Raw genomic sequence first — 15,185 nt, 5'->3', positions numbered from 1 at the left:
CCGCTCTGGCGGCGAAGCTGAGACTTTCGGTCGCAGCCTTCGCCCGCTAGGGTCCGCGGCTCATTGTTGAGTTGGGGAGGCGCTCTTGTCGTTCAATGCTCGTCTGATGGCCGCCAGCGCTGTAGCGCTCGGCCTGATCGCCACGCCGGTCCTGGCCCAGGACGCCAGGACCATCCGCGCCGCCGAACAGGTGCGCGACCAGGCGCTGAAGGGCAATATCGCCCTCGACTACGTCACCCAGGTCACCACCCGCTTCGGCCCGCGCCCGGCGGGTTCGCGCGCCGAGCAGGACGCCTCGGCCTGGGCCGCCGATTACATGCGCGCCCACGGTTTCCAGAACGTCCGCATCGAGACCTTCCCCCTGATCGGTTGGGAGCGGGGCGAGGAGAGCGCCGAGATCCTCGGCGCCCGTCCGCAGAAGCTGGTCGTGGCGGCGCTCGGCCACTCCATCGCCACCCCCGCCGAGGGCGTCGAGGCGGACATCGTCTTCTTCGACGGCCTGGAAGCGTTGGCGGCCGCGCCCGCCGGCTCGCTGACGGGCAAGATCGCGGTGGTCGACGGCGGCCAGATGGTGCGCATGCAGAACGGCTCGGGCTACGGTTCCCTCTCGCGCATTCGCAGCGTCGGCCCGACCGAGGCGGCCAAGCGCGGCGCGGTCGCCTTCGTGATGCGCTCGGCCGGGTCGGATGAGCACCGGATGCCGCACACCGGCACCACCCGCTATGTCGACGGCAAGGTGCCGCTGCCGTCCTTCGCGCTCAGCGCGCCCGACGCCGATCAGATCGCGCGCCTGGTCGGCATGGGCGAGACGGTGCGCCTGCGCCTGAAATCCACCGCCCGCACCTATGAGACGGTCAGCCAGAACGTCATCGGCGACATCGTCGGCGCCTCGCGTCCGGACGAGATCATCGTACTGGGCTCGCACATGGACAGCTGGGACCTGGGGACCGGCGCCATCGACGACGCCGCCGGCGGCGCCATCACCCTGGCGGCGGCCAAGCTGATCGCCGAACAGGGCCGCCCGGCCCGCACCATCCGCGTGGTCCTGTACGGATCCGAAGAGGTCGCCCAGCCGACCGATCACGGCAACGGCGGCGGCGCCTATGTCCGCAACATCGGCGCGGCCGTCGAGAAGCACGTCATCGCCGGCGAGAGCGACTTCGGCGCCGACCGCGTCTACGCCCTGGGTCTGCCGCCGGGATCGCAGGGGACCGACTTCGCCCGCATCGCCGAGCGGATCCTGCGCCCGCTGGGCGTGCTGCCGGGCGAGCCGGAACTGTACGGCGGGGTCGACATCGGCCCGCTGGCCAAGGCGGGCGTCCCGGTCTTCGGCCTGCGCCAGGACGGCACGCGCTATTTCGACCTGCACCACACCGCCGACGATACGCTGGACAAGATCGACCCGGCCCAGATGACCCAGAACGTCGCCGCCTGGGCGGCTCTGGTGCGCCTGATCGCCGATTCAGATGTGGACTTCCGGGCCGCTCGTGCGGCACAGGAGGCCAAGCGCTGAGACGCGCACTGCGAGCGTGGCGGAACTGGTAGACGCAAGCGACTTAAAATCGCTCGACCTCGGTCGTGCGGGTTCGATTCCCGCCGCTCGCACCATGAATGGCTTAATCGAGTTGCGCCCCTGGCCGGCTTTTGGGGCTGGCCCGTACAGGCGCCGGCGTGACCCGGGCGATCAACTGGGATAACAGGGCTCCGTTGCGCCGCATTTCCGGCAGCGTTGGCGGAGGCGTAACTTGCCAAGATTATTCCCCCTTCTGATTGCCCTCGTCCTGAGCATGAGCTTCGCCCAGCCTGCTTGTGCGATGCAGATCTTCGTCAAGACCCTGACGGGCAAGACCATTGCCCTTGAGGTAGAGCCGAGCGATTCGATCGACGCCGTGAAGGCGAAGATTCAGGACAAGGAAGGCATCCTCCTCCCCAGCAGCGCCTGGTCTTCGCGGGAGTGCAGTTGGAAGACGGGCGCACGCTTGCTGATTACAATATCCAGAAGGAGAGCACTCTCCATCTGGTTTTGCCGGCGGCGGCGGTCCCGACCATGTCCGAATGGGCGTTGATCATTCTTGCCTTGGGCCTGGCGGGCGGCGCGGCCGTCGCCATCCAGAGGCGGCGGCTCGCCTGAGGCTTTTCGCGCCAGACGGAACAGCTGGATCCGAACTAAGCGCCTGCGTTCTTGAACGCAGGCGTTTTGCATTTTGGCCGCGTGCGAGGCGCCCCTTCAAGGCGGCGCTCAGCGGTCTGGCACGGCGCGTTCACCCGCTGCATGAAAATCAATGTCGATGAATGAAGTGTTCGGTGTCGGCCGATTTCTTCGCCCTGAACCGGCATTTGTTGCGAGTAAAGTATAAATCGTGATGAATATGGTTTTAGTTCATTTTCCCGTGCTGACAGTTAGGGTTGAATGATCTTGGTTTGATTGTCTATCGCCTTGCTGGAAAAGGCCCGATTTCTGTCAAGCCATTTGCGCTGCACAAAAACTTTATCTCGGCTTTGCCGTTGATGTATTAAGCTGTCTTCTCGTGGCTTGCGGGAGCGAGCCGCGTCGGCGCGCCGGACGCGCCTTTTCCTTGCGCCTGGCGTTTTCGTCGGGTGCGAACGCAACCGTGACATCCCGTCTGCCTGCGCCTGGGGCGCGGCGGCGTCTTTGCGGCTGCGCGTAGGGCGGGCCGGGGGCTCGCCGGAAGTAGAACAGACAGGAGCGCAGGCGCGCGTGGACGACTTACAACTTCAACAACTGGGCGGGCCGCTGACGATCGGCCTGCTGGTGCTGTTCTTCGGCCTGACCATGCTGATTTCCTTGCGGATCAGCCGACGCAAGGAAAACGCCGACGCCTATATGACCGCCGGGAACGGGATCGGTCTGGGCGTCTCCGCCGCCTCGATGACGGCGACCTGGATATGGGCGGCGTCGATGTATGCGTCCGCCACCTCGGGCTACGTCTACGGCATATCGGGGCCGATCCATTATGGGCTGTGGGGGCGCTGATGATCCTGTTCATCTACCCCTACGGCCGCCGCATCCGCGCCGTGGCGCCGCGCGCCCATACGCTGGCCGAGGTCATGTACGCCCGGCACGGCCGCTCCAGCCAGCTGATGCTGGCGGGCTCCAACGTTCTGGGCAGCGTGATCAGTCTGACGTCCAACTTCATCGCCGGCGGCGCCCTGATCTCCATGCTGTCGCCGTTCAGCTTCAGCCAGGGCATCGTCGTCATCGCCGGCGGGGTGCTGCTCTACACCCTGTGGTCGGGCTTCCGCGCCTCGGTCCTGACCGACTTCATCCAGGTCTGCGCCATGCTGGGCGCCGTGGTGGTGATCATCCCGGCCATCTTCTTCGCCATGGGCGGCCCGGCGGTCTTTATCGAGGGTGCGTCCAATCTGACGCCGCAGCAGACCAGCTTCTTCTCGTCCGACGCCTTCCTGAACCAGGGCGCGCCCTATATCGCCGCCGTCCTGGCCTACGCCATCGGCAACCAGACCATCGCCCAGCGTCTGTTCGCCGTGCGCGAGGATCTGATCAGGCCGACCTTCATCACCGCCACGGTCGGTTACGGCGCGACCATCATCGGCATCGGCATGCTGGGCGTGGTGGCGCTCTATGCCGGGATCAATCCGATGGAGGGGGACCTCAACAACTTGATCCCGCAACTGGCCGGGACCTATTTCGGGCCTGTGCTGCTCAGCATCTTCTTCATCATGATCATCGGCTCGCTGGCCTCGACGGCGGATTCCGATCTGTCCGCCCTGTCGTCGATCATGATGGCCGACATTTACGGCCGTGCGGGCAAGCGCAAGGCCGACCCGCGCCTGATGCTGACCGTCGGGCGCGCCACCATGGTCATCGCCACCGGCGCGGCGCTGTATTTCGCCGGGGCGCGGATGAACATCCTGGACCTGCTGGTCCTGGTCGGCGCCATCTGGGGCGCGCTGGTCTTCCCCGTCATCGCCAGCTTTTATTGGGAGAAGGTGACCAACAAGGCCTTCACCGTCTCGGTGCTGGCGGCGCTGGCGATCTTCTTCCCGGTGCGGTTCGGCTGGATCCCGATGGACGGCGCCGTCGGCTATGTCTTCGACGTGATCGCCGTGGTCGGCGTCGGCGTCGTCGCGGGCCTGATGATCTTCGGCTTCTTCGGCGCGCGCGCGGCGCGGATCGTCGGCTTCATCGCCGCCGTGGCCGTGGCGCCCTTCGCCATCGGCTTCCTGCATGACTACGCCGTGCTCAGCGGCTCGCTGATCGCCTATGCCGTCAGCACCGTGGTCTGCACCGCCATGTCGCTGTCCAATCAGGACGGGTTCGACTTCTCGCGCATCGCCCGCATGACCGGCGACTTCGATGTGGAGGAAGCCGAACCCGCCGCCGCCTCTGCGGCCGCCCCCGCCCGTTCGGGCTCGCAAATCCCCCAACCCCGCTAACAGGAGATCGCAATGACCCCTTTCTGGCTGACGACCTATGTCCTGATGTGGCCCGTCATCGTCGCGGGCGTGCTGGCCTTCATCGCCCGGGCCTTCTTCAAGGAGTGGCTGGACGCGCACCGGCGCGGCGAGCCGATGATCTGATGTCGAAGGGGGCTGCGGCCCCTTTTTCATGCCCTGACTGTCTTGGACCCGTCATTGCAGACGGCTAGGGGTTGGAAGACATTCTGCTTCGCCTGGAGTTCCTGATGATCCGAAGCCGCCTTCTCGCCTCCGCCCTGGGGCTGACTCTCGGGCTTGCCGCTATGAGCGGAGTTGCACAGGCGGCCGAGGCGGCGTCCCCGAAGGCGGCCGCGACAGCGACCCCCGCGGGCGAGCGGGCCTCGCCCTCGCTGATCGTCACCATCGTAGTGGACCAGCTCAGCGCCAATCTGTTCAACCAGTATCGCAGTCAGTTCACCGGCGGGCTCAAGACCCTGGCCGATCAGGGCCTGGTCTCGATCAACGGCTATCAGACCCACGGCGTGACGGTGACCTGCGCCGGTCACTCCACCGTCCTGACGGGGGTGCACCCGACCCACAGCGGCATTCCGGCCAACGACTGGATCGACACCCGGACGGGGCAGGACACCTACTGCCTCGCCGCGCCGCAGAACACCCTGGCTCACGGCAAGAACACCGACAACGGCCCGGTCGGCCCGGAACAGCTCAGCGCCTCGACCCTGGGCGACTGGCTCAAGGCGGTCAGCCCTGAGAGCCGCGTCTATGGCGTGTCGGGCAAGGATCGCGGCGCCATCACCCTGGCCGGCCACAAGGGCGACGGCGCCTTCTGGCTGACCGACGGCTTCGGCTTCACCACCTATGTCGAGCCGGGTCAGTCGGCGCAGGCGCGTCTGGCGCCGGTGGCGGCGATCAACGCCCGCATGGCCGAGCGGTTCAGCCCCGCCACGCCCAGCTGGACCTATACCAACGAAGCCTGCCGCCGTCTGGAAGGGCAGTGGACCATCGCGGGCCAGACCTTCGACTCCAAACTGCCGCCGGTGAACGACAGCTTCGACAACTCGCCGGTGCTGGACGAGCTGACCCTTGAAGGCGCCATCGAGCTGCTGGAGACGCAGCAACTGGGCCGTCGCGGCGTCACCGACATGCTGGGCGTCAGCCTGTCGGCCACCGACCGGATCGGCCACGGCTTCGGCACTCAGGGCCCTGAAATGTGCGAGCAGATGCTGCGTCTGGACGCGGCCCTGGGCGGCTTCCTCGACCGGCTGTCCACCATCCCCGGCGGAGTGATCGTGGCGTTGACGGCCGACCACGGCGGTTCGGACTTCCCCGAGCGGTCGGCGGTCGAGGGCTATCCCCACGCGGGCCGGGTCGACCGCGCCCTGCAACCGCGCGTCAATGCGGCGCTGAAGGCTCGTTTCGGTCTCGACGCCGATCCGGTCGTGTCCTCGGCGGGCGGCTTCGTTATCGTCGACAAGGACCGCAGGTCGCTGGCCGAGCCGCTGCGCTCGCAGGTGCTGGCGGCCGCGATCGAACTGCTGAACGGCGAGCCGCAGGTGGCCCTGGCCGTGTCGCGGGACGAACTTCTGGCTGAGCCTGCGCCGGCCTCGCTCAATCCCGAAGACCTCAGCGTGCGCGAACGCCTGCGTCTGTCGGCCGTAGCGGGCCGTTCGCCCGACATCCTGCGCGCCTGGCAGCCGGGCCTGACCGGCCAGGGCCGCGTCGGCGGCGCCATCTCCAGCCACGGTTCGCCCTGGGACTACGACCGCCGCGTGCCCATCGTCTTCTGGTGGCCGGGCGCGCAAGGCCAGGAGCGCTTCCTGCCGATGCGCACCATCGACATCGCCCCGACCCTGGCCAATCTCATCGGGATCGAACCGGGCGCCCGATCGACGGCCGCTGCATGGACCTGCCTCAGTTCGCCAAGGGCCGGTGCGCGGCGGAATAGGTCGCGGAGGTGACAGGAGTGATCCCTTCTGGGCTGACGCGCACGGCGAGCGGCGTATGAGGGCGGATTTTTCCGCTCTCAACCGCTTGCGCTAGCATGTCTAAAAAACGGTCCGGCTGATCTAGAGGGAGACGGGTCAGGTCGCGGGCGCTGTAGAGCCACCATTGGCTGTTGAGCAGCCGGCGGATCGTGTCAGGGCGATGGCGCCAGCCGATGATTGTCGCGGGATTGCCGCCGACGATGGCGTAGGGCGGCACGTCCTTGGTTACTACGCTTCCGGCGGCGACGATGCAGCCTGTCCCGAGCGTGACGCCCATGCTCAGGGTCACGTCGCGTCCGACCCAGACATCATGCTCGATGACAGGGTAGGGCTTCACGCCGATCGGGGAAAATTTGAACGCTTCTACGACGTTCTCATCCACGTGCCCGCGAACGATGTCGTTATGAGGCCGAAAAGCGATGATGGAGGTCGTCACCCAGTCTATCGGATGGGTGGAGTCCAATATGGCCAAGCCTGTCGATATCGAACAATAGCGCCCTATCCGCATGGCTTCGTGAAGCGCCGAATAGGAGTAGCTGTGCATGCCCATGGCGCACAGGCCGGACGACGCGTCGCCGCCGATCGAGGGTGTGTAAGGGCCTTTATAGAGTACACATGGTCCCTCTATCTCAAAGGTTCTCATGACGCGGATATCGGTATCCACTCGCGCCCAACCATAGGTTTTTGATGGAGGCGGCGTATTCTGACACAGCATCACGCCTGCATTGTAGAGGTGGTCAAGGCCTTGACGGGTGACGCGCATGGTACTCTTTAAACTGGGTCTGTGAGCGTGCAGGACTACAGTACCGTGAAGGGTTCGCCACCCCATAACTCATCTGAAGACAATGAGAGCTGGCGGATCTGGCGCTCATAAACTCGTGTTTCCGCGGCTTGAGGCGCTCTTACGCCCCTGCCGTTTCCTTGGCACAAGGGCTTGAGAAACGCCTCTGAGGGGAGGCGTCGGCCGTCAGAGCCACACGAGGAAACCCGTTTATGCAAAGAGCCCGCCGCGCCCGCATCGTCGCGACACTCGGACCCGCCAGCCGCGCGCCGGGAACCGTCAAGGCGCTGGCCCAGGCCGGGGTGGACGTCTTTCGCCTGAACTTCAGCCACGGCTCGCACGACGATCACGCCGCCGCCTTCAAGGCCGTGCGCGGCGCCGAGATGGCGCTGAAGCGGCCCCTGGGCGTGCTGGCCGACCTGCAAGGCCCCAAGCTGCGGCTGGGCCGTTTCGCCGATGTCGAGATCGAGGTGAGGCCGGGGCACAGGATGCGCTTCGACCTGAACCCGGCTCTGGGCGACGAGACGCGGGTGCAGATGCCGCATCCGGAGATTTTCCGCGCCCTGCGCACGGGGATGTTGCTGCTGATCGACGACGGACGCGTGCGCCTGCGCGTGGGCGAGCGCACCGACGAGTGGTGCGACGTCACGGTCGAGAGCGGCTCCAAACTGTCGGACCGCAAGGGGTGGCCGTGCCTGAGGCGGTGGTGCCGGTCTCGGCCCTGACGCCCAAAGACCGCGAGGACCTGGCCTTTGCGCTTCGCCTCGGCGTCGACTGGGTGGCCCTCAGCTTCGTGCAGAAGGCCGAGGACATGGCCGAGCTGAAAAGCATCGTGAACGGTCAGGCCGCCTGTCTGGCCAAGATCGAAAAGCCCCAGGCCCTGAACGATCTGGATAGCATCCTCGACTATTGCGACGGCGTCATGGTCGCGCGCGGCGATTTGGGCGTCGAGATGGAGCCGGAAGAGGTGCCGGTCGCCCAGAAGAAGATCCTGCGCGCGGCCCGCCAGCGCGGCGTGCCCGCCATCGTCGCCACTCAGATGCTGGAATCGATGACCAGCTCGCCCGCCCCGACGCGGGCGGAGGCGTCCGACGTGGCCAACGCCGTCTATGAGGGGGCCGACGCCCTGATGCTGTCGGCCGAGACGGCGGCCGGCGACTATCCGCTGGAGGCGGTGGCCATCATGAACCGCATCATGGAGCGGGTGGAGCGCGACCCCCTGTGGCCCGGCCTGATGGACGCCGAACACGCCGGGATGGACATCGACGATGTCGACGCCCTGGTCGCGGCGGCGAGGAAGGCGGCCGAGGCCTCTTCGACGGCCTGCATGGTGGTGTTCACCACCCTGGGTGGCACGGCCCGGCGCATGTCGCGCGAGCGGCCGCTGCAGCCGGTGCTGGCCCTGACGCCCAAGCCGGAGACGGCGCGCCGGCTGGCCCTCGTCTGGGGGCTGGAGCCGCGTCTTGGCGATCAGCCGACCTCGCTGGAGGGTCTGACCGACGATGCGGTCCAGGCGGCCATGCTTTACGGCCTCGCCGAGCCGGGCCAGCGCATCCTCATCCTGGCTGGAACGCCGTTTGGCGCGCCAGGCGCGGCGAATCTGTTGCGTCTGGCCCATGCTCCGGCCCATGCTGCGCCTCGCGGCGGACAAGGGGCGAGGCGCGCCCGCGGAACCTGACGGGACGGGATGATCAAATACATCGGCTCAAAGCGGGCGCTTCTGGGCCATGTGGCGGGAGCGGTGCGGGCGGCTCTGCCTGATGGAGGCATGGTCTGCGACCTGTTCTCCGGCACGGCGCGTGTCGGCCACCGGCTGAAGCGCGACGGCTTCCGGGTCTGGTCGAACGATCACAACGCCTATGCCCACGTCCTGGCCACGACCTATGTGCAGGCGGACCGCGAGGTCTGGGCCGAGCGCGCCGAGGCCGTGCTGGCCGAACTGCGCACCGTGCAGCCCGAGGCCGGCTGGTTCACCCGGACCTTCTGCGAAGAGGCCCGCTTCTTCCACCCCGACAACGGCGCCCGCATCGACGCCATGCGCGAACGTATCGAAACGATGGGGCTGGAGCCAGAGCTGAAGGCCGTCGTCCTGGTCGCCCTGATGGAGGCGGCCGACCGCGTGGATTCCACAGCGGGCCTGCAGATGGCCTATATGAAGCAGTGGGCGCCGCGCGCGCTGAAACCGCTGGAGCTACGCCTGCCCGACCTGCTGCCCGGCGTGCCTTCGGGACCGTGCATCGCGACGCGCGGCGACGCCGTGGAGGTCGCGGCCGAGGTCGAGGCCGATCTGGTCTATCTGGATCCGCCGTACAATCAGCACTCCTATCTGGCCAACTACCATTGCTGGGAAAGCCTGGTGCTGTGGGACAAGCCTGAGACCTATGGCGTGGCGCGCAAACGGATCGACGTGAAGACCCGCAAGAGCGCCTTCAACAGCCGGCCCGGCATCGGCCCGGCCATGCAGGCGGTGATCGAAGGGCTGAAGGCCCCGAACCTGATCGTCAGCTTCAACGACGAGGGCTATCTGAGCCGCGAGGATCTGGTGGCCCTGCTGGCCTCGCGCGGTCACGTCCAGGTGCTCGATATCCCCTATCCCCGCTACGTCGGCCCGGATCGGCATCCACAATCTGAAGGGCGAGAAGGTCGGTGCGGTGGGGCGCCTGCGCAACGTCGAACACCTGTTCGTCGTCACCGATCGGCCCGTGGTCCTGCCGGTGGCCGCCTAACCTGACGGACGCGCTAGGGCGAAGACCGAAGGAACGAAGCTGGCGGCCTGTCGTTTTGCTGACATGCGTTCGTTTGCTTCTCCCCGTTCCCATAGTGATTTCGACGCCGCGCCGCGCGGCGGGCGATCAGGCCGGGGCCTCCCGGTTCGGGCGGAGGCTGGCGATCGATACGACTTCCGCCAGCGTCAAACGCCCAGCGCACCGCGACAGCGTGGGGCGCGGGTTGGACGGATGGACCATCTTCCTGCTGGGCGCCCTCGTAGCGGGCATCATGGGCATGATGCTGGGCGGCGTCCTGTCGGTCTGAACCGTTAGGCGGCTTCTAGCAAAGCCCTGATCGGCGCCCAGCTGCGCCGATGCTCCGGGCAGGGGCCGAGCGCCTGCAGCGCCTTCTGATGAAGGGGGCGTTATAGCCCTTGTGGCTGGCGAAGCCGTAGCCGGGGTAGGTCGCATCCATCTCGATCATCAGCCGATCCCGGGCCGTCTTGGCCAGGATGGACGCCGCCGCGATGGACAGGGAGCGGCTGTCGCCCTTGACCACGGGCGTCACCGCGCAGGGCAGGGGAAAGCGGTAGTTGCCGTCCACCAGGGCGTGCACCGGCGGATGGGCCAGGGCCTCGACCGCCCGCCGCATGGCCAGGCCCGTGGCGTGAAGGATGTTCAGCTGGTCGATCTCCTCGACCGAGGCGAAGCCGACGCCCCAGGCCAGGGCGCGGGTCTTGATGTCGATCTCCAGCACCGCCCGGCGCTTTTCGGTCAGGGCCTTGGAATCATCGATTCCCTTGGGCAGGTCGTCCGGGTTCAGGATCACCGCCGCCGCCGACACCGGCCCGGCCCACGGTCCGCGGCCCGCCTCGTCGACCCCGCAGATATGACCGTTCCAGCTCGCCCGCGCCTCCAGCTCCAGCAGCAGGGTGGGGAAGGGGCGATCAGGCTTGCCGGGAGCTTTCGAGGCAGGGGCTTTAGGCGACGTCATCACGCCCCAGTGCCACGAAGCCCGGTCGGACGGAAGACCTGCAAGACAAAGGGGGCGGGGCGCGGCGGCGCTACGGCGCATGGTAGGCCCGGAGGGACTCGAACCCCCAACCAGACCGTTATGAGCGGTCGGCTCTAACCATTGAGCTACGGGCCCCCGAGCGCATGGAAGGCCGTGCCTAGCAGGCGACGCGTCGGCTGCAAAGCCGCCTTGGACCTGTCGCGCTTTTCACGCCGATGAATGGAACCTGCACAGGGGTCTTCCGCGTTCGTTCAGCTTGAAACGGTCAAGTTAGGCCGTGGCTGGCGAACACGTCCGCCTGAACGATTTCGACGGAGACCTCCATGACCCGCACCGCACGCGCCCTGATGATGGGCACGGCCCTGATGACTTTGGCGGCGCCGGCCGTCGCGACAGCCCAGTCCCAGCCCGGCGGCGCTTCTCCGATCCAGGTGCACGCCATGGCGCAACAACCCGCCCTGAACCTGTCGGCCTACGGCGAGGTCAAGGTCGCGCCGGATCAGGCGACGATCAACTTCGGCGTGGTGACCGAGGCCCCGACGGCCCAGGAGGCCATGGGCCAGAACGCCCAGCAGATGACCCGCGTCATCGCCGCCCTGCGCCGCGCCGGCATCGCCGAGCGCGACATCCAGACCTCGGGCCTCAACCTGTCGGCTCAGTACGACTACCAGCAGAACGAACCGCCCAAGCTGCGCGGCTACCAGGCCTCGAACCGCGTCACCGTCGTCATCCATGATCTGACCAAGGTCGGCACGACCGCAGACGCCGTCGTCAGCGCGGGCGTCAATCAGATCGACGGCATCAGCTTCGGCCTGAAGGATCCCAAGGCCGCCGAGGATCAGGCCCGCGTGCTGGCCGTGCGCGCGCTGCAGGATAAGGCGCGCCTGTACGCCCAGGCTCTGGGCGTCGACCTGGGGCCGGTGCGCTCCCTGACCGAGGGCGGCGGCTATGTGCCCGAGGTTCGTCCGCAGGCCATGTACGCCCGCGCCGCCATGGACGCCGGCGGCGCCTCGACCCCGGTCTCGGCTGGCGAGCTGTCGGTCCGCATCGACATCAGCGGCACCTACGATATCGGCCGCTGATCCCGTCCGCATGAATGAAGAGGGCTCGCTGGCGACGGCGAGCCCTTTTTTCATGGGTTTATTACCGTCCATTCATTTGACGGAGCGGACGCGGCCACTATCCTCACGCTTGGCCGCCTCTGGCCGCGATCCTGGACGTCCGCCTTCCCATGAAGCAGTTCTTCCTCACCATGCTGGGCGTTTTCGCCGGGCTTGTGGCCTTTTTCGTCGTCCTGCCCGTCGTGGCGCTGATCTTCTTCGCCATGGCCGCCGGCGCTTCGAAGCCGTCGACGCCCGCCCATACGGTGTTGGGCTCGACCTGCGCAGCGGTCTTACGGACCAGACGCCGACCAATCCCTTCGCGGCCTTCAGCGGCCCCAGCATGTCGGTGGTTCAGGTCGTGGACGTCCTGGCCCAGGCGGCGGCGGACGACAACGTCAAGGTCCTGCTGGTGCGTGCGCCCGAAGCCGGCATGACGCCCGCCTCGGCCGATGAGGTGCGTCAGGCGATCGCCCGCTTCCGCGCCGCGGGCAAGACGGTCATCGCCCACAGCCAGGGTTTCATGCCGGTGGGCGCGGTGATGTCCAGCTATATGGTCGCCTCCAGCGCTGACCAGCTGTGGCTGCAGAACACCGCCGGCTTCCAGGCCGTGGGTCTGGCGGCGGACAGCGTCTTCCTGGGCCGCGCCTTCCAGAAGTACGGCGTCAAGGCCGACTTCGAGCAGCGCTACGAATATAAGAACGCCGTCAACGAGTTCACCCAGAGCGACTTCACCGCTCCGCACCGCGAAGCCATGCTGGCCTGGATGGGCTCCATCCACGACAACGCCATCGCCAACATCGCCCGCGACCGCAAGACGACGCCGGACGCCCTGAAGGCCGTCATCGAGGCCGGCCCCTATTCGGCCGATCAGGCCCTGTCGCTGAAGCTGGTCGACAAGATCGGTCAGGTCGAAGAGGCCGAAGCGGCAGCCAAGACCAAGGCGGGCAAGGACGCCAAGATCGTCAAGTTCGGCGACTACGCTTCGCTGAAGGGGACGCGCACGACGTCGGGCTCGGGCTCGGCCAAGTCGGCCATCGCCATCGTCGGCGGCGAGGGCGCCATCATGACCGGTCGCGGCTCCAACGATTCGCCCTTCGGCGGCGGCTCCAACATTCGTTCGGACGACACCGCCAAGGCCATCTATGACGCAATCGAGGACAAGGACGTGAAGGCCATCGTCTTCCGCGTCTCCTCGCCGGGCGGCTCGCCCGAAGCTTCGGAACAGGTGCTGGCCGCCGTGCGCGCGGCCAAGGCGGCGGGCAAGCCGGTGGTCGTGTCCATGGGCGCCTACGCCGCGTCGGGCGGCTATTGGATCAGCTCGGAAGCCGACTGGATCGTGGCCCAGCCCTCGACCCTGACCGGCTCGATCGGCGTCTTCGGCGGCAAGTTCGTGCTGGCCGACGCCCTGGGCCGCTTTGGCGTCGACATGCGCGGCCTGTCGGTCGGCGGCGACTACGCCGACGCCTTCTCGCCGGTGCAGACCTTTGATCAGGGCCAGCGCGCCGCCTTCGCCGCCTCGATGGACCGCATCTACGAAGAGTTCGTCGCCCGCGTCGCCAAGGGCCGCAAGATGCCGGTCGAGCGCGTGCGCGAGATCGCCAAGGGCCGTGTCTGGACCGGCGCCCAGGCGCACGGCCTGGGTCTGGTCGATCAACTGGGCGGTCTGAACGAGGCTGTGGCCAAGGCCCGCGAACTGGCCAAGATCCCGGCTGACGAGAACGTCCGCTTCAAGCGTTTCCCGCAACCGCAGTCGCCGTGGGAGGCGCTGGCCACCGCCTTCGGCGCCTCGGGCCAGGCCGCCGAGGCCATGGTCAAGGTCGGTCAGGTGATGGGCGATCCCGCCGCCCAGGCCGTTCTGAACCGGGTCGAAGTCGACCGGATGCGCAGCCGCGGCGCCGTGGTTCTGGCCGATCAGCCCGCCTTCTGAGCCGGGCCGGGACCGCAAAAGTGACTGGTGCGTGATGTCGCAGTCCATTGACCGTTCAGGTCGATGGTCCGACATTGCGCCTCAGGCGTTCATCCGGACGCTGAGAGAGGTTTTGAGTTCATGATCAACTCCGACCCGATGGGCCCGCTGGGTTTCAATGCGCGCCGTCGGCCGGGTTCCGGCCTGCTGGCGCCCTTCTTTGGGCGGCGGGTCTGATCGCCACCGCCCTGGCTGTCGCCGTCGGCGCGCTGTTGGCGGTGTTCACCGCCGCCGCCGTGGCTCTGATCGCCGTGGTAGGCGGAGTTCTGGTCTTCGTCGCGGGTTTCGCCCTGCGCGCACGACGCGCCATGACCGCCCGTCGTCGTCGGGATGAGGGCGTGATCGACGCCAAAAAGGTCGGCGACACCTGGGTGACATACGGCTGGGAAAAGGAAGGGCGCTGATCGGCCCGCATGATCTCCCGGCCATGATATCCTTCACCGACGCGCCGTCCCCTAACTTCGACGCCCGACGCGGCCCGCCGGACATGCTGGTGCTGCACTATACCGGCATGGAGACGGCCCAAGAGGCCGTGGCCCGCCTTCGCGATCCCGAGGTCAAGGTCTCGGCCCACTATGTCGTCGACGAGGACGGCTCCATCCTGCGCCTGGTGGCGGAGGAGCGCCGCGCCTGGCACGCCGGACGCGGCGCCTGGCAGGGCGAGACCGACGTCAACGCCGCCTCGATCGGCATAGAAATCGTCAATCCCGGCCACGAGTTTGGCTACCGCGCCTTTCCTGACGGCCAGATCGAAGCGGTGATCGCGTTGATCGGCGACATCCGCACCCGCTGGTCCATCCCCGACGCCCGCATCATCGGCCACTCCGACATGGCGCCCGAGCGCAAGCAGGATCCCGGCGAGCTGTTCCCGTGGAAGCGTCTGGCCGAGGCCGGGCACGGCCTGTGGTTCGACCCGGCGCCCGAACGCATCGCCGCTCTGGGCGGGCCGCTGTCGCCGGGCGACGAGGGGCTGGGCGTCATCGTCCTGCGCTCTGGCCTGCACCGGCTGGGCTACGGCCTGCAACCCGGCGGCGCCTATGACGAAGAAACCCGCCTGACCGTCGAGGCCTTCCAGCGCCGCTGGCGGCCCGATCGCGTCGATGGGATCGCCGACGGCGAGACGCGCGCGCGCCTGGTCGGCCTGCTGCAACTGGCCTCGGTTGAGAGCGTGACGGGCGTTCTGGATTGACGCGGCGCCCTATCGC

13 protein-coding genes, 2 tRNA genes and 2 pseudogenes are annotated in these 15,185 nt (G+C 67.4%); 14 read left to right on the top strand and 3 right to left on the bottom strand.

The features are described from left to right. Window positions 1-85 precede the first annotated feature (85 nt). The 7 genes from V8F63_RS00975 to V8F63_RS00945 all read left to right on the top strand — a co-directional run bounded on the left by V8F63_RS00975 (window position 86) and on the right by V8F63_RS00945 (window position 6,380). Window positions 86-1,513 (top strand): M20/M25/M40 family metallo-hydrolase, encoded by a 1,428-nt coding sequence (locus V8F63_RS00975; RefSeq protein ID WP_392354238.1) that lies wholly within the window; start codon window positions 86-88, stop codon window positions 1,511-1,513. A 10-nt stretch (window positions 1,514-1,523) separates the two neighbouring features. Continuing rightward, window positions 1,524-1,608 (top strand) — tRNA-Leu (locus V8F63_RS00970). Window positions 1,609-1,954: 346 nt separating this feature from the next. Continuing rightward, a complete protein-coding gene (locus V8F63_RS00965) occupies window positions 1,955-2,131 on the top strand; it encodes an IPTL-CTERM sorting domain-containing protein (protein WP_392354236.1) in 177 nt (58 codons plus the stop codon). A 588-nt stretch (window positions 2,132-2,719) separates the two neighbouring features. Further along, window positions 2,720-2,995 (top strand): hypothetical protein, encoded by a 276-nt coding sequence (locus tag V8F63_RS00960; protein WP_392354234.1) that lies wholly within the window; start codon window positions 2,720-2,722, stop codon window positions 2,993-2,995. Then, on the top strand, window positions 2,995-4,419 hold the full coding sequence (locus tag V8F63_RS00955; protein ID WP_392354232.1) for a sodium:proline symporter: 1,425 nt from the start codon (window positions 2,995-2,997) through the stop codon (window positions 4,417-4,419). The genes V8F63_RS00960 and V8F63_RS00955 overlap by 1 nt, the downstream gene beginning before the upstream one ends. 12 nt (window positions 4,420-4,431) lie before the next feature. Continuing rightward, a complete protein-coding gene (locus tag V8F63_RS00950; RefSeq protein ID WP_025977786.1) occupies window positions 4,432-4,563 on the top strand; it encodes a putative transporter small subunit in 132 nt (43 codons plus the stop codon). Window positions 4,564-4,667: 104 nt separating this feature from the next. Beyond that, window positions 4,668-6,380, top strand: a complete 1,713-nt coding sequence (locus V8F63_RS00945) for an alkaline phosphatase family protein (protein ID WP_392354230.1) — start codon at window positions 4,668-4,670, stop codon at window positions 6,378-6,380. Here the strand turns inward: V8F63_RS00945 and V8F63_RS00940 are convergent. Continuing rightward, window positions 6,334-7,170: a CatB-related O-acetyltransferase gene (locus V8F63_RS00940; protein ID WP_392354229.1), complete on the bottom strand. Its 837-nt coding sequence runs from the start codon at window positions 7,168-7,170 to the stop codon at window positions 6,334-6,336. The two genes, V8F63_RS00945 and V8F63_RS00940, sit on opposite strands and share 47 nt — an antisense overlap. 230 nt (window positions 7,171-7,400) lie before the next feature. Here V8F63_RS00940 and pyk point away from each other — a divergent pair. The 3 genes and pseudogenes from pyk to V8F63_RS00925 all read left to right on the top strand — a co-directional run bounded on the left by pyk (window position 7,401) and on the right by V8F63_RS00925 (window position 10,221). Continuing rightward, window positions 7,401-8,866: pseudogene (gene pyk / locus V8F63_RS00935) on the top strand (pyruvate kinase). Between the two features lie 9 nt (window positions 8,867-8,875). Next, window positions 8,876-9,919 (top strand): DNA adenine methylase, encoded by a 1,044-nt coding sequence (locus V8F63_RS00930; protein WP_392354227.1) that lies wholly within the window; start codon window positions 8,876-8,878, stop codon window positions 9,917-9,919. 68 nt (window positions 9,920-9,987) lie between these two features. Then, the gene (locus tag V8F63_RS00925; RefSeq protein WP_392354226.1) at window positions 9,988-10,221 is read left to right on the top strand and encodes a hypothetical protein; all 234 of its coding nucleotides are present in this window, start codon (window positions 9,988-9,990) and stop codon (window positions 10,219-10,221) included. 4 nt (window positions 10,222-10,225) lie between these two features. Here V8F63_RS00925 and V8F63_RS00920 read toward each other — a convergent pair. Together V8F63_RS00920 and V8F63_RS00915 are read right to left on the bottom strand one after the other, a co-directional pair. Next, a pseudogene (locus V8F63_RS00920) lies at window positions 10,226-10,890 on the bottom strand (ribonuclease HII). An 80-nt stretch (window positions 10,891-10,970) separates the two neighbouring features. Continuing rightward, window positions 10,971-11,046 (bottom strand) — tRNA-Ile (locus tag V8F63_RS00915). A 188-nt stretch (window positions 11,047-11,234) separates the two neighbouring features. Here V8F63_RS00915 and V8F63_RS00910 point away from each other — a divergent pair. The 4 genes from V8F63_RS00910 to V8F63_RS00895 all read left to right on the top strand — a co-directional run bounded on the left by V8F63_RS00910 (window position 11,235) and on the right by V8F63_RS00895 (window position 15,169). Then, window positions 11,235-11,993 (top strand): SIMPL domain-containing protein, encoded by a 759-nt coding sequence (locus V8F63_RS00910; RefSeq protein WP_392354225.1) that lies wholly within the window; start codon window positions 11,235-11,237, stop codon window positions 11,991-11,993. A gap of 361 nt (window positions 11,994-12,354) precedes the next feature. Continuing rightward, window positions 12,355-13,941 carry a signal peptide peptidase SppA gene (gene sppA / locus V8F63_RS00905; protein ID WP_392354224.1) on the top strand — a complete coding sequence of 529 codons (1,587 nt, stop codon included), beginning with the start codon at window positions 12,355-12,357 and terminating at the stop codon, window positions 13,939-13,941. 251 nt (window positions 13,942-14,192) lie between these two features. Then, on the top strand, window positions 14,193-14,384 hold the full coding sequence (locus V8F63_RS00900; RefSeq protein WP_392354223.1) for a hypothetical protein: 192 nt from the start codon (window positions 14,193-14,195) through the stop codon (window positions 14,382-14,384). 23 nt (window positions 14,385-14,407) lie between these two features. Beyond that, entirely contained in the window at window positions 14,408-15,169 is a 762-nt protein-coding gene (locus tag V8F63_RS00895) for an N-acetylmuramoyl-L-alanine amidase (RefSeq protein WP_392354222.1), read from the top strand. The last annotated feature ends 16 nt before the right edge of the window (window positions 15,170-15,185 follow it).

This window comes from Brevundimonas sp. LF-1, assembly GCF_037055305.1.
GTDB lineage: Bacteria > Pseudomonadota > Alphaproteobacteria > Caulobacterales > Caulobacteraceae > Brevundimonas > Brevundimonas sanguinis.
Note: the sequence above shows the minus strand (reverse complement) of the source record. Positions and strands in the feature narration are given on the sequence as shown.